Below are 13,289 nucleotides of genomic sequence, written 5' to 3'. Positions count from 1 at the left end.
GGCTGTTCAAAACCTCGCCATCTCACGCTTGTACAATTTAGAGAATCGAAAGACATCGTCAAGCGTTTGGCGCTGGAGATGGGACAATAATCAACCAAAGTTTGAAGCAGTTAACGCTATTGCAACAGTTTGTGACAGACATCGCGGATGACAGTAATAGATGATTGTTATCTAACATCTGAGGTAGATTCAAAGTGGTTATGCAAAATGGGTAAGACCAACGACTGGCTGGATTTTGACCAGCTGGCGGAAGACAAAGTGCGTGACGCGCTAAAACCGCCATCTATGTATAAAGTTATGTTAATGAACGATGATTACACGCCGATGGAATTTGTAATTGACGTGCTACAAAAGTTCTTTTCTTATGATGTAGAACGTGCAACGCAACTGATGCTTACCGTTCATTATCGTGGCAAAGCTATCTGCGGCATCTTTACCGCCGAGGTGGCAGAAACCAAAGTGGCGATGGTGAACGACTATGCGAGGGAGAACGAGCATCCGTTGCTGTGTACGCTGGAAAAGGCCTGATAAGGCATAAAATTGGGGGAGGTGCCTATGCTCAATCAAGAACTGGAACTCAGTTTAAATATGGCTTTCGCCAGAGCGCGTGAGCACCGACATGAGTTTATGACCGTCGAGCATTTACTGCTCGCACTGCTTAGCAACCCATCTGCCCGCGAAGCGCTGGAAGCCTGCTCCGTGGATCTGGTGGCGCTACGTCAGGAACTCGAAGCCTTCATCGAACAAACGACACCGGTGCTGCCAGCCAGTGAAGAAGAGCGCGACACACAGCCGACGCTCAGCTTCCAGCGTGTGCTGCAGCGCGCGGTATTCCACGTCCAGTCTTCCGGACGTAGCGAAGTGACGGGCGCAAACGTCCTGGTCGCTATCTTCAGCGAGCAGGAGTCGCAGGCGGCCTACCTGCTGCGCAAACATGAAGTCAGCCGACTTGATGTGGTTAACTTTATTTCCCACGGCACGCGCAAAGACGAGCCTAACCAGGCATCGGATCCCAGCAATCAGGTCAATAACAATGAAGAGCAAGCAGGCGGGGAGGATCGTATGGAAAACTTCACCACCAACCTTAATCAGCTTGCTCGCGTTGGCGGTATCGACCCGCTGATTGGTCGCGATAAAGAGCTGGAGCGCGCGATTCAGGTGCTGTGCCGTCGCCGCAAAAATAACCCGCTGCTGGTGGGGGAATCGGGCGTGGGTAAAACCGCGATTGCCGAAGGTCTCGCCTGGCGCATTGTGCAGGGCGACGTACCGGAAGTGATTGCCGATTGCACCATCTACTCGCTGGATATCGGCTCTTTGCTGGCGGGCACCAAATACCGTGGTGATTTTGAAAAACGCTTCAAGGCGCTGTTAAAACAGCTGGAGCAGGATACCAACAGCATCCTGTTTATCGATGAAATTCATACCATCATCGGTGCGGGTGCCGCTTCGGGTGGGCAGGTGGACGCCGCTAACCTGATCAAACCGCTGCTCTCCAGCGGCAAGATCCGGGTGATTGGCTCGACCACATACCAGGAGTTCAGCAATATCTTCGAGAAGGATCGTGCCCTGGCGCGTCGCTTCCAGAAAATCGATGTCACTGAACCGTCCGTCGAGGAAACGGTGCAGATCATCAACGGCCTGAAACCGAAGTATGAAGCGCACCACGACGTGCGTTACACCGCGAAAGCGGTGCGTGCGGCGGTGGAGCTGGCGGTGAAATACATCAACGATCGTCATCTGCCGGATAAGGCGATTGACGTGATTGACGAGGCAGGGGCGCGTGCGCGTCTTATGCCAGCCAGCAAGCGTAAGAAAACCGTCAACGTGGCGGATATTGAGTCCGTAGTGGCTCGTATCGCGCGCATTCCTGAGAAGAGCGTTTCTCAGAGCGATCGCGACACGCTGCGTACCCTTGGCAATCGTCTGAAGATGCTGGTCTTTGGTCAGGATAAAGCCATTGAGGCCTTAACCGAAGCGATCAAGATGGCCCGTGCCGGACTTGGGCATGAGCATAAGCCTGTCGGTTCGTTCCTGTTCGCCGGTCCAACCGGTGTCGGGAAAACCGAAGTAACGGTGCAGCTCTCCAAAGCGCTGGGCATTGAACTGCTGCGCTTTGATATGTCCGAGTATATGGAGCGTCACACCGTCAGCCGCTTGATTGGTGCGCCTCCGGGATACGTAGGCTTTGACCAGGGCGGTCTGCTCACCGACGCGGTGATCAAGCATCCACATGCGGTACTGCTGCTCGATGAAATCGAGAAAGCGCACCCGGACGTGTTCAACATCCTGCTGCAGGTGATGGACAACGGGACGCTGACCGACAACAACGGGCGCAAGGCGGACTTCCGTAACGTGGTGCTGGTGATGACCACCAACGCCGGGGTACGTGAAACCGAGCGTAAATCCATCGGTCTGATCCACCAGGATAACAGCACCGATGCGATGGAAGAGATCAAGAAGATCTTTACGCCGGAGTTCCGCAACCGTCTGGACAACATTATCTGGTTCGATCACCTGTCTACCGAGGTGATCCATCAGGTGGTGGACAAGTTCATTGTCGAACTGCAGGTTCAGCTTGATCAGAAAGGCGTGTCGCTGGAAGTGAGCCAGGAGGCCCGCAACTGGCTGGCTGAGAAAGGCTACGACCGTGCGATGGGTGCCCGTCCGATGGCGCGTGTGATTCAGGACAACCTGAAGAAACCGCTGGCGAACGAACTGCTGTTTGGCTCGCTGGTGGACGGCGGCCAGGTGACAGTGGCACTGGATCAGGCGAAGAACGAACTGACGTACGATTTCCAGAGTGCGGCGAAGCACAAGCCGGAAGCGGCTCACTGATTTCTTACTTAGGTCTAAAAACCGGGCAACAGCCCGGTTTTTTTATGCCTGCTTTTCTGCCTCTCCTGGTGGGAGAGGGGCGGGGTGAGGGCATCATGCCGCAGAGAAATTTTGCGAGGCGCTTTCCAGATTCTTTCGAAGTCAGTTGCTGGATAAATCCACAGTAATAAAATGGCGGCGCACCTGCAAAATCAGGTGTCAGGATTGGCGTCCTGAAAGTGTGTGAGCAGCAGTGATGCTGCAGGCTTCGTTCGCCCTATGGAAAGGGGTATAATCTGCATCTGGCGGGCGAATCGGAAGCTTCTTTTGAAGCGCCAGTAGCACACACACTGGTACGCCAATTCCTTTTCGTCCGCCGCCAGCGAATTGGCGTTTCCTGCGGTGGTAAATTCAAAGTGTGTGAAGGAATTACCCAATGAATACAGAAAACAATTTCGCCCATTTATACAGTGAACTCTCCCTCAGCCCCGATCTCCCAACCCTCGCCAAACGCTGCAAACTGCTCACCGAAATTCTCCTCGACTGCAAATCACTCCCACAAACGCAGCCCGTATGCCGCTGTCTCGGAGCATATCTGGAAGAAGTGAAAACCGGCCTCACAGAATCAATGAGTGATTTTCAGGTACGCAAATGGCAATGCGGGAGTTCGCGCGAGCAGGCGTGATGGTTGGTTTTTGTGGAACGGACGGCACGCCGCTTTATTCCGCGAACGAGGTGGATATTGACGTCTCATGGCTCAGCCCGCAAAGCGAATATCGTCCCACGGCATATTTACAAAACTGGGTCTCATTCTGGTTTGATGAAGAGAAACGTCTGCAGGCGGCAAAGCAATTTCAGTTTATTCGTTTACAGCAAATCGAAAAACAGTGGGCAGGGCTGCGGATGCAGCGAGAAACGTCATTTCAGCCCGATCGGGACGCGCTGAAAACTATTCTGGAGCGTGCAAGGCAGGGTATGGAAAACGCGCAGGATCATACGTCGCTGATGCTCCAGGAAGCACAGCTCACAAAATCGCTCTACAAAGTGGCCAGCCAGACGGTGGGCTATGGTTGTTTTACCCGCGCCAAACGGGGCGGCGGTGCGGATATGGCAAATCGGTTTCTCGATCAGGGTAACTATCTGGCCTACGGGTTGGCTGCGGTTGCGACATGGGTGACGGGGATTCCTCATGGTCTGGCTGTTATGCACGGTAAAACTCGTCGCGGTGGGCTGGTCTTTGATATTGCGGATTTGATAAAAGACGCGCTTGTGATGCCACAGGCCTTTATCGCGGCGATGGAAGGAGAAGACAGCCAGCAGTTTCGCCAGCGTTGTATCAGCGCCTTTCAGCAGGCTGATGCTTTGGACGTGATGATTGCCACGTTGCAGGAGATATCTGGTGCCATTAATGACCGGTTACCAGCGCATCTCTGAACTCTACGCACCCGGCGTCGTGGCAAATGCGCGTGATGCAGAAACACCGTTCGCGTTTACCGAAGCCGTATATGGCGTGGGCGAGTGGTGCGGTCTGCACCGGATTCGGTCATTAGAAGACATTTTCTGGCGCTATCGCACGACGGAAACAGGCTACTACTGTCAGGGCGCGGGCGCGCCGGTGACATCTGAACCTCTAAATTAAAAAGGACTTATTTATGGCAAAGGCTCCAACTGCCGTTAAAACGGCATCTGTACTGGCATTTGAACGTAAACTGGCGACCTCGGATGCGGTGATGTATTCAGGATGCTGGGAAGGAGAAATCTGGCAACCGATTCGGATTCAGGAAAAAGCAGTACGTGGCACTATCTCTAACCGTCTAAAAAACGCGCTCACCAACGATCCGGCAAAACTGGATGCTGAGATCCAGAAAGCCAATCTCCAGCGTGTAGATGTGGCGGCACTGCCTGCGGACGCGGATACCTTACAGGTTAAATTTACCCTGCGCGTGTTGGGAAACTTATCGACTCCTTCTGTATGTAATGACCGCGCTTATCAGGAAGAACTCCAGCAGGTTATCGACGTCTACATACATGAACATGGTTTTGCCGAACTGGCGCGTCGTTACGCCAACAATCTGGCGAATGGTCGTTTTTTATGGCGTAACCGCGTTGGTGCAGAAAAAATCATTGTGAAAGTGACAGGCAGCCAGCCGTGGACGTTTGATGCGTACAGTTATGCGCTGCGTGATTTTACCGCCCGTGACAAGAGCCTCACAGAACTCGCTCAGGAAATAGAAAAGGGGCTCAGTGGAAAAGGATTTGTTCTGCTCAACGTAGAGGCGCAGGTTTTGCTTGGCGCAGGGCAGGAGATCTTCCCGTCGCAGGAGTTAGTATTGGACAGCAACAACAGCAAGAGCCGTCTGCTTTATCAGGTGGATGAAGTCGCTGGCATCCACTCGCAGAAAATCGGTAATGCGATTCGAACTATCGATACCTGGCATCCTAAAGTGGACGAACTTGGTGCGATAGCCGTTGAACCCTATGGATCAGTCACCAGCCGCGGGGTGGCGTGTCGTCAGCCGAAAGAGAAAATGGATTTCTACACGCTTCTCGATAATTGGGTCACCAAAGGCCAGAAGCCGGATGTGGATCAGCAACATTACGTGATGGCCGTATTGATCCGTGGTGGTGTCTTCGGCGAGAAGAGCGAGTAAGGAGCTGTTTATGGATCACTATCTTGAGATCCGTGTGTTGCCAGATCCCGAATTCAGTGAAGAGATGCTAATGGCCGCGCTGGTGGCAAAACTGCATCGCGCATTGGGTCAGAGAGGGCAGGGCGATATTGGTATTAGTTTCCCTGCGTATGCTGTAAAACCTGGCGCTATTCTGCGTTTGCATGGCCACCGGCAGGCACTCAATGAGCTTGAGCGACTGGCCTGGAGAAAAGGGCTGAGTGATTACTGCGACTGTACGCAGATTAAGAATGTGCCAGAGGTAAATCACTGGCGTTGTGTCAGCCGGGTACAGGTCAAAAGTAGTGCGCAGCGGCTCATGCGACGTTCGGTGAAGAAGGGATGGTTAACTGAAGAGGAAGCGCAGCAGCGTATGTTGACGATGGCAGAGGCTAGGACTGATTTGCCGTGGCTTAATTTGCGTAGTCTCTCTACGGGTCAATCGTTCAGGCTGTTTATCCGCCATGGTGATTTGCTCTCCGCACCCGTTACGGGAGTATTTTCCACCTACGGGCTAAGCGCTACAGCCACGATCCCCTGGTTTTGAAACGTGACCACCGCATTCGTTCTCAGGATGCGGTTTTTTCTGCTAGCCGGTTATCAAAGCTAAAAGGGAGTTGCTGGACGGTCTCCAGTCTCTGATGAAAATCGGGATGCAGTGGATTAAGTATGGCGTTATTTTCATAAGGAATGATGCAGGACGGTAGAATAAGCGCCAGCGCGCTGCTGGACTGGAGCCAACCGGTTCCCAGATCCATTGTCGACATCGGTGCAGGATCCTCCTGCCAGTCTTCGGGTAGCCATGCTTTATCCAGATACTCAATTTGCTCTTCCGGGATATCAATGCTGAAAAGCTGGTACTGGTTTAACACGGTATCTTTTTTAACGTGAACCAGAATTTCAAGTGATGCCAGCGAGATGGATGTAGAGACGTATACCGCCGGGTGTCCTTTGTGATTCCAGCGGCCGCCATACTGGTTTGCGCCGCCTCCACTCCACGCTTCGCTGGCATATCGTCCTGTCACCAGACGATAAAAAATCATGCGAATACTCCATGTTCCAGGCGACCAATCAAATCGGTCACTTCCAGTGCACCGGTTTCTGTTGCAATCAAATCGACAGGCGCAACATTTCCGAGTCCACGGACCGGTGATTGCAGCCAGTTCCATGCATCATCTTTACTGCCAAAATAATCAACGGCAGCATCCAAAACGCGTACGAAGCGCGCCACGCGCTCACTTTCATCGGGGGTCAACGTACGACCCGCACTTTTACGACGCGCGACATTGCGTTCGTTTATACCGGTGACGCGCAAAATGTCTGCTTTTGACATCGCCGTCCATTCATGAATGTTGTCGAGCACGCTAACGGGTAGACCTTGGCTGAGTAACTCGATCAGTTGCATACCTCGATTTGCAGGTAAACCTGCATAGCGCCAAAGTGCGTTATCAGCAGGCTTCTGCGCAGGAACCCATGTTCTCATTTTGACCTCCTGATATGTCATTTGTCATGAGCTAGTATAGTCATTTGTCTGGTAATGCGAAATGAATATGTTCTGCACAAAGAAAGATAGGGTCAGCCAGATTCTGACCTTGATTTTTGGCTAATGTTTAGTTGTTTGATTTTAATACGAATTTAGATGGAGTAAAAAAGAGGGTAGGCACAGGGTTTTAGCTTTTTTGTATGAAAATCATGGTGTTGCGAAGATATTATTTCAATGCAATGCCGTACAACCAGCATGCTACCGCGTCGCCTGGCGGTGCTACGCTTGCACTGGCCTACAATGAGTTAGGTAATTTATTGACATCGACGTAGGCTGGGTAAGCGCAGCGCCACCCGGCAGGAAAGGCGGTTGTATAAAAGAGGGTAGGGTTTTTCATAAATTTAAGGCCGGGAATTTCCCGGCCTTATTAAATATTCATCTGCCATTACAGGCGAAAACAATTAGCGACTACGGAAGACAATGCGGCCTTTGCTCAGGTCGTACGGGGTCAGTTCAACAGTCACTTTGTCGCCCGTCAAAATGCGGATATAGTTTTTGCGCATTTTACCGGAGATGTGCGCAGTTACCACGTGACCGTTTTCCAGCTCTACGCGAAACATGGTGTTAGGCAACGTATCAAGTACGGTACCCTGCATTTCAATATTGTCTTCTTTGGCCATCTAATCCTCTGGGGTATCACTACCAAGTTTTGAACCGGCAAGATAATGCCGAAATTCATCAATTAAGTAAAGAATTGCGCGTTTAAAACGCAGCAAAACAGTTTCGGCGCATTGCCCAAGCGTCACGGTACAACCGAACGGAAAGCGCATTCGTAAAGGGGATACAACAGGATAAACGTCAGGACGTTATCTGAAGCGAAGGTCCCAAACGGCGGCGGGGCAACAGGCAGAAGCTACTCTGCGGCATAATTATAACACCCTCATAAAAAATATGCGGAAAACATTTAGACATTGGGCATAAAGAGTGTCCGCGGTACCCAAAAATCGCGTGGCAGCTTCTCCTGACGGCAGTTATCCAGGTGCTCAATGTAGTGGCGGCGGGAGATTTCAACCGCACCGAGGGAGGCGGTATGCTCGTTCAGAACCTGACAATCCAGCAACTGCCCGCCGCGCTGAGCAAACTCCTGGCAGAAAACCAGCAGGGCCGTTTTCGAGGCGTTTACCGCCCGGGAGAACATCGACTCACCGCAGAACAACGTCCCCTGCGCGACGCCGTACATACCGCCAACAAGTTCGCCACCTTCCCACACCTCAATGGAGTGGGCGTAGCCAAGCTCGTGCAGTTGATGATAGGCAGTGATGATATCGCGGGTGATCCATGTCCCCTCATGACGGTCTTCCGCACACCCTTCTATCACCTGACCGAAGGCGTGATTCAATGTGACCCGATACGGTGACTTTGCGTGGAAACGCTTCATGCTGCGGCTCAGGTGAAACTGCGTGGGCCAGAGCACGGCGCGTGGATCGGGAGACCACCATAAAATAGGGTCGCCAGGTGAAAACCACGGGAATATGCCGCGCTGGTAGGCCATCAGGAGCCGGGCAGGGCTGAGATCGCCGCCAAGTGCCAGCAGCCCATTGGGTTCACGCAGCGCTCCCTCTGGCGACGGGAACGCAATGTTATGACGAGAAAGCTGGACCAGGCGCATGACAGCAAAACTCCAGTACGCGAGTGAGGACGCTACAAATATAGTCTACAGACGCTGTTTAAACTGGTAGTAGCGACCCTGTTTCGTCAACAGCTCTGCGTGACTACCTTGCTCAATAATGTGTCCGTTGTCCATCACAATTATCCGATCAAAACTTGCCAGTCCACGCAGGCGGTGTGTCACCATCAGTACGGTTTTACCGGCCATAACATTCGCAAGTAAATCAAGGATCTGGCTTTCAGTTGTCGCATCAAGCCCTTCTGTGGGCTCGTCGAGCAACATCAGCGGCGCATCATGCAGCAGCGCGCGCGCAATCGCCAGACGACGCAGCTCACCGCCAGAGAGTTGACGACCGCCTTCACCCAGCCAGCTGTTCAGGCCATCGTCTTCAAGCAGCTTATGCAGCCCGACCTGCTCCAGCATGGCGCGGAGTACGTCATCAGTGGCTTCCGGTGCAGCCAGCAGCAGGTTATCGCGCAGCGTGGCGCTGAAGAGATGAACGCGCTGCGGAACCACGCTGACGGTTTTGCGCAGCGCCTGTTCGCTGAAGTCTGCCAGCGGAGTTCCGTTAAACTGAATCTGACCTTGCTGTGGATCCCAGGCTCGCGTTAACAACTGCAAAAGCGTGGATTTGCCGCAGCCGGTACGGCCGAGGATCGCAATCCGCTGACCCGCATCCACAGCGAGGCTGATGCCTTCCAGCGCATTCTGTGCCTGCTTGTCATAGGCGAAGGTGACGTTACTGAGCGTCAGGGCAACCTGCTCAGGCGTGGCCGTTTGCTCTGCGGTGAACTTCACCTCCGGATCCTGCTCCGCAATCTCCGTGATGCGCAGGGCGGAGGCGATGACCTGGCCGAGATGCTGGAAGGCACCCGTCACCGGCGCCAGCGCTTCAAAGGCCGCCAGGGCACAGAATACGAACAAGGCAATCAGAGGGCCCGGCTGTGCGTTATTGCCAACGCCACCGGACGCCATCCAGAGCATGGCGATGACCGCGACACCCCCGATTAACATCATAAGCGCCTGAGAGAACGCGGTAAGCTCAGACTGACGGCGCTGGGCTTCATGCCAGTTCAGTTCTGTGTTCTCCATTCGCGCACGGTAGCGCTCGCTGGCGCCAAATATCGTCAGTTCGGCCTGCCCTTGTAACCAGGAGGTGAGCTGCTGGCGGTACTCCCCGCGCAGACGCGTCAGGTTCTCTCCGGTGGATTTACCCGCGTGGTAAAATAGCGGCGGCAGGATAATGAGCGTCAAAAGCATGATCCCGCCCAGCGTCAGCGCAACTGAGACATCCAGCACCGACAGGCCCAGCGTGACCACGACAATCACCACAAACGCGCCGACTATCGGGGAAATCACGCGCAGGTAGAGGTGATCCAGGGTGTCGACATCCGCAACCACACGGTTGAGCAATTCCCCCTGACGAAAACGCGCCAGTCCGGCAGGGGAGAGGGGCAGCAGTTTACTGAAGGTGTAAATGCGCAGATGTTGCAGCACGCGGAATGTCGCGTCATGGCTGACCAGTCGCTCGAAGTACCGTCCAGCCGTACGGGTAATGGCGGTGCCGCGTACGCCCGCCGCCGGAAGCATGTAGTTGAAGCTGTAGAGCCCGGCGACCCCCGCCACGGCAGAGGCAGACAAGAACCAGCCGGAAAGCGTGAGCAGGCCGATGCTGGCAAGCAGGGTCACAATGGCCAGCACGATGCCCAGCGTCAGCATCCATTTGTGGCGTTTATAGAGCGCGAGATAGGGAAGCAGGGCACGCATCAGATGTCCTCCTGACGATTCGCCAGCAGGGCAGCGAAGGGGCCCTGCGCGGTAACGAGAGAGGCGTAATCGCCTTGCTCAACAATACGACCGTTTTCCATGACCCAGATCTGGTCCCAGTCGGCAATGCCTTCCAACTGATGAGTGACCATCAGGGTGGTTTGCTGCCGCGAGGCGGCGTTCAGGGCCGCCATCACGCGCTGTTCACTGTGCGCATCCAGGCTGGCCGCTGGCTCGTCCAGCAGCATTAACTGGCATGGATTAAGCAACGCGCGGGCGACCGCCACGCGCTGCGCCTGGCCCACGGATAACCCGGCAGACTGATCGCCGACAACGGTATCGACGCCATGCGGAAGCAGCGGCAGAAACTCGCTGACCCAGGCGCGGTCGAGAACAGATTGCAACTCGTCTTCACGTGCATCCGGGCGAGCCAGCAGGACATTTTCCCGCAGCGTCGGGGCTGGCAGCTGCGGGTTTTGCCCCACCCAACTGAGCTGTTTTCGCCAGGCGTCCGGATCGAGATCGCGCAGTTCGGTTTTGTTGATGCGCAGTGAGCCGGTATAAGCCATAAAACCGGATAACGCATTGATCAGCGAGCTTTTTCCTGAACCACTGGTCCCTACCAGCACCACCCGTTGCCCGGCGGGTAAGGTAAAGTTCAGTGGGCCTGCCAGCACTTTCCCTTCCGGTGACAGGATAGAGAAATCACGTGCTTCAATGGTCACGGGTTCATTGGCGTTCAGCGTTACCTCTCCTCGCTCCGGATGCGCCAGCGGCGTCTCCAGGAACGTTTTCAGGCTGTCAGCCGCGCCAACGGCCTGCGCTTTGGCATGGTAAAAGGTGCCAAGATCGCGAAGCGGCTGGAAAAATTCCGGAGCCAGAATAAGCGCCAGGAAACCGGCCGACAGCGTTACCGCCGTGCCGTAGTGACCAAAATCCAGCGCGCCGAGATACGAGAAACCAAAATAGACCGCCACGAGGGCGATAGAGAGCGAGGTAAAGAATTCCAGTACGCCAGACGACAGAAATGCCAGACGTAACACTTCCATCGTGCGCTGACGGAAATCCTGCGACGCCAGGCGAATGTTTTCCGTTTCGGCTTCACCCCGGCCAAAAATGCGTAACGTCTCCATCCCGCGCAGACGGTCAAGGAAATGGCCGCTCAGGCGACCCAACGCAAGGAAGTTACGGCGGTTCGCATCGGCCGCTCCCATCCCCACCATCGCCATAAACAGGGGGATCAGCGGGGCGGTACCCAGCAGGATCAGCGCAGCTACCCAGTTGACAGGGAAAATGGTTATCACAATCAGCAGCGGGACGCAGACGGCCAGCGCCATCTGCGGAAGGTAGCGGGCGTAGTAGTCGTGCATATCGTCAATCTGTTCAAGGATTAACGTTGCCCAGCTTCCGGCTGGTTTTCCCTGGATCCATGCGGGCCCGGCTTCCTGAAGACGATCAAGCACCTGTCGGCGAATTTCGTAGCGAATATGCTGCCCCGCGTGAAAACCAACGCGTTCGCGCAGCCAGACGACCCAGGCGCGCAGAATGAAAACCAGGATCAGGACGATGAAGGGCAGCAGAAGCGCTTCACGCGGAATGTTCTCCATGATCATATGATTGAGAATGCGGGCCAGCAGCCATGCCTGGGCAACAATCAACAGACCACTGATCAGTCCCAGAAGACGGGAAATCATGAGCCAGCGGCGGGAAAGAACGCTCTGCTGTTTTAGCCAGCGTGTTAACTCTTGTTGACGGGTTTTTTCCATTGCGTGCTTTGCAGGTGATGTTATTAGAAAGTGGGCAGCGCAATGTTACAACGAGGAGACAATAAAGGCGACTTATCACCGCCTTTATTTACGTTTGTTACTGACTTGTAAAGATTATTTACCTTGTTCAGCCAGCCCATCAAGGTAGCGTTCAGCGTCCAGCGCGGCCATGCAACCGGTGCCTGCGGAGGTGATCGCCTGACGGTAAATATGGTCCATTACGTCACCAGCAGCGAACACACCCGGGATGCTGGTCTGGGTCGCGTTGCCGTGAATACCGGACTGCACTTTGATGTAGCCGTTTTCCAGCTCCAGTTGCCCCTCGAAGATCGCCGTGTTCGGGCTGTGACCGATAGCCACAAACAGGCCCGCCACTTCCAGCGTTTTGACGTTATCGGTGTTCTGGGTATCACGAATACGCAGACCGGCAACGCCCATCTGATCGCCCGTCACTTCTTCCAGCGTACGGTTGGTGTGCAGCACAATGTTGCCGCTCGCCACTTTATCCATCAGACGTTTGATCAGGATCTTCTCGGCGCGGAAGGTATCGCGACGGTGGATCAGGTGCACTTCAGAAGCGATATTCGCCAGATAGAGCGCCTCTTCTACGGCGGTGTTACCGCCGCCGATGACCGCGACTTTCTGGTTGCGATAGAAGAAACCGTCGCAGGTTGCGCAGGCAGAAACGCCGCGACCTTTGAACGCCTCTTCTGACGGCAGGCCAAGGTAGCGGGCAGAAGCGCCCGTTGCGATGATCAGCGCATCGCAGGTGTACTCGCCGCTGTCGCCCGTCAGGCGGAACGGACGGTTCTGCAAATCGACCTTGTTAATGTGGTCGAACAGAATTTCGGTTTCGAATTTAGCCGCATGCTCGTGCATACGCTCCATCAGCAGCGGCCCGGTCAGGTCGTTAGGGTCGCCTGGCCAGTTTTCCACTTCAGTGGTGGTGGTCAGCTGACCGCCTTTTTCCATACCGGTAATCAAAACCGGTTGCAGGTTAGCGCGTGCAGCATAGACCGCCGCGGTATATCCCGCAGGTCCAGAACCAAGAATTAGCAGCTTACTGTGTTTGGCCGTGCCCATGAGATCCCCATTGTTGTTGGCAGACAGTTGGCTGGATT

11 protein-coding genes and 3 pseudogenes are annotated in these 13,289 nt (G+C 54.5%); 7 read left to right on the top strand and 7 right to left on the bottom strand.

Going from position 1 to position 13,289, the window contains the following annotated elements; genetic code table 11:
- The first annotated feature begins 207 nt into the window (after positions 1-207).
- The 7 genes and pseudogenes from clpS (at position 208) to cas6f (ending at position 6,030) form a co-directional block, all read left to right on the top strand.
- Positions 208-528, top strand: a complete 321-nt coding sequence (gene clpS, locus EQV24_RS08520; protein WP_006174393.1) for an ATP-dependent Clp protease adapter ClpS — start codon at positions 208-210, stop codon at positions 526-528.
- Between the two features lie 27 nt (positions 529-555).
- Positions 556-2,835 carry an ATP-dependent Clp protease ATP-binding subunit ClpA gene (gene clpA, locus EQV24_RS08515; RefSeq protein ID WP_023622164.1) on the top strand — a complete coding sequence of 760 codons (2,280 nt, stop codon included), beginning with the start codon at positions 556-558 and terminating at the stop codon, positions 2,833-2,835.
- A gap of 415 nt (positions 2,836-3,250) precedes the next feature.
- A pseudogene (locus EQV24_RS08510) lies at positions 3,251-3,472 on the top strand (hypothetical protein); the annotation flags it as partial.
- Positions 3,460-4,248, top strand: a pseudogene (cas1f, locus tag EQV24_RS08505) (type I-F CRISPR-associated endonuclease Cas1f); the annotation flags it as partial. The pseudogenes EQV24_RS08510 and cas1f, both read left to right, overlap by 13 nt.
- Positions 4,208-4,453 (top strand): annotated as a pseudogene (locus EQV24_RS08500) (type I-F CRISPR-associated protein Csy2); the annotation flags it as partial. The pseudogenes cas1f and EQV24_RS08500, both read left to right, overlap by 41 nt.
- A 13-nt stretch (positions 4,454-4,466) precedes the next feature.
- Positions 4,467-5,465: a type I-F CRISPR-associated protein Csy3 gene (csy3, locus tag EQV24_RS08495; RefSeq protein ID WP_130626451.1), complete on the top strand. Its 999-nt coding sequence runs from the start codon at positions 4,467-4,469 to the stop codon at positions 5,463-5,465.
- A 10-nt stretch (positions 5,466-5,475) separates the two neighbouring features.
- Positions 5,476-6,030 carry a type I-F CRISPR-associated endoribonuclease Cas6/Csy4 gene (gene cas6f / locus EQV24_RS08490; RefSeq protein ID WP_108453386.1) on the top strand — a complete coding sequence of 185 codons (555 nt, stop codon included), beginning with the start codon at positions 5,476-5,478 and terminating at the stop codon, positions 6,028-6,030.
- Positions 6,031-6,052: 22 nt separating this feature from the next.
- Here cas6f and EQV24_RS08485 read toward each other — a convergent pair whose 3' ends face one another.
- From EQV24_RS08485 to trxB, 7 genes are all read right to left on the bottom strand, one after another.
- Positions 6,053-6,526, bottom strand: a complete 474-nt coding sequence (locus EQV24_RS08485; protein WP_058679276.1) for an RES domain-containing protein — start codon at positions 6,524-6,526, stop codon at positions 6,053-6,055.
- Complete coding sequence (locus EQV24_RS08480) at positions 6,523-6,966, bottom strand: antitoxin Xre/MbcA/ParS toxin-binding domain-containing protein (RefSeq protein ID WP_038981400.1); 444 nt, start codon at positions 6,964-6,966, stop codon at positions 6,523-6,525. Before EQV24_RS08480 ends, EQV24_RS08485 begins: the two co-directional genes overlap by 4 nt.
- Positions 6,967-7,427: 461 nt before the next feature.
- A complete protein-coding gene (infA, locus tag EQV24_RS08475) occupies positions 7,428-7,646 on the bottom strand; it encodes a translation initiation factor IF-1 (RefSeq protein WP_002211347.1) in 219 nt (72 codons plus the stop codon).
- Between the two features lie 284 nt (positions 7,647-7,930).
- Entirely contained in the window at positions 7,931-8,635 is a 705-nt protein-coding gene (aat, locus tag EQV24_RS08470) for a leucyl/phenylalanyl-tRNA--protein transferase (protein WP_013097324.1), read from the bottom strand.
- Positions 8,636-8,680: 45 nt separating this feature from the next.
- Positions 8,681-10,402, bottom strand: a complete 1,722-nt coding sequence (gene cydC, locus EQV24_RS08465; RefSeq protein WP_130626450.1) for a cysteine/glutathione ABC transporter ATP-binding protein/permease CydC — start codon at positions 10,400-10,402, stop codon at positions 8,681-8,683.
- A complete protein-coding gene (gene cydD, locus EQV24_RS08460; RefSeq protein WP_029882997.1) occupies positions 10,402-12,168 on the bottom strand; it encodes a cysteine/glutathione ABC transporter permease/ATP-binding protein CydD in 1,767 nt (588 codons plus the stop codon). The genes cydC and cydD overlap by 1 nt, the downstream gene beginning before the upstream one ends.
- A 114-nt stretch (positions 12,169-12,282) precedes the next feature.
- Positions 12,283-13,251, bottom strand: a complete 969-nt coding sequence (gene trxB / locus EQV24_RS08455; RefSeq protein WP_130626449.1) for a thioredoxin-disulfide reductase — start codon at positions 13,249-13,251, stop codon at positions 12,283-12,285.
- Positions 13,252-13,289: the final 38 nt, after the last annotated feature.

This window comes from Enterobacter sp. A8 (genome assembly GCF_004296595.1).
GTDB lineage: Bacteria > Pseudomonadota > Gammaproteobacteria > Enterobacterales > Enterobacteriaceae > Enterobacter > Enterobacter cloacae.
This window is presented reverse-complemented; position numbering and strand designations above follow the sequence as displayed.

Bases quoted from the DNA above. Each gene is read 5' to 3' on its own strand.
- cydC (WP_130626450.1), bottom strand. From the start codon at position 10,402: ATGCGTGCCCTGCTTCCCTATCTCGCGCTCTATAAACGCCACAAATGG.
- EQV24_RS08485 (WP_058679276.1), bottom strand. From the start codon at position 6,526: ATGATTTTTTATCGTCTGGTGACAGGACGATATGCCAGCGAAGCGTGG.
- csy3 (WP_130626451.1), top strand. From the start codon at position 4,467: ATGGCAAAGGCTCCAACTGCCGTTAAAACGGCATCTGTACTGGCATTT.
- EQV24_RS08480 (WP_038981400.1), bottom strand. From the start codon at position 6,966: ATGAGAACATGGGTTCCTGCGCAGAAGCCTGCTGATAACGCACTTTGG.
- infA (WP_002211347.1), bottom strand. From the start codon at position 7,646: ATGGCCAAAGAAGACAATATTGAAATGCAGGGTACCGTACTTGATACG.
- cas6f (WP_108453386.1), top strand. From the start codon at position 5,476: ATGGATCACTATCTTGAGATCCGTGTGTTGCCAGATCCCGAATTCAGT.
- aat (WP_013097324.1), bottom strand. From the start codon at position 8,635: ATGCGCCTGGTCCAGCTTTCTCGTCATAACATTGCGTTCCCGTCGCCA.
- clpA (WP_023622164.1), top strand. From the start codon at position 556: ATGCTCAATCAAGAACTGGAACTCAGTTTAAATATGGCTTTCGCCAGA.
- cydD (WP_029882997.1), bottom strand. From the start codon at position 12,168: ATGGAAAAAACCCGTCAACAAGAGTTAACACGCTGGCTAAAACAGCAG.
- clpS (WP_006174393.1), top strand. From the start codon at position 208: ATGGGTAAGACCAACGACTGGCTGGATTTTGACCAGCTGGCGGAAGAC.
- trxB (WP_130626449.1), bottom strand. From the start codon at position 13,251: ATGGGCACGGCCAAACACAGTAAGCTGCTAATTCTTGGTTCTGGACCT.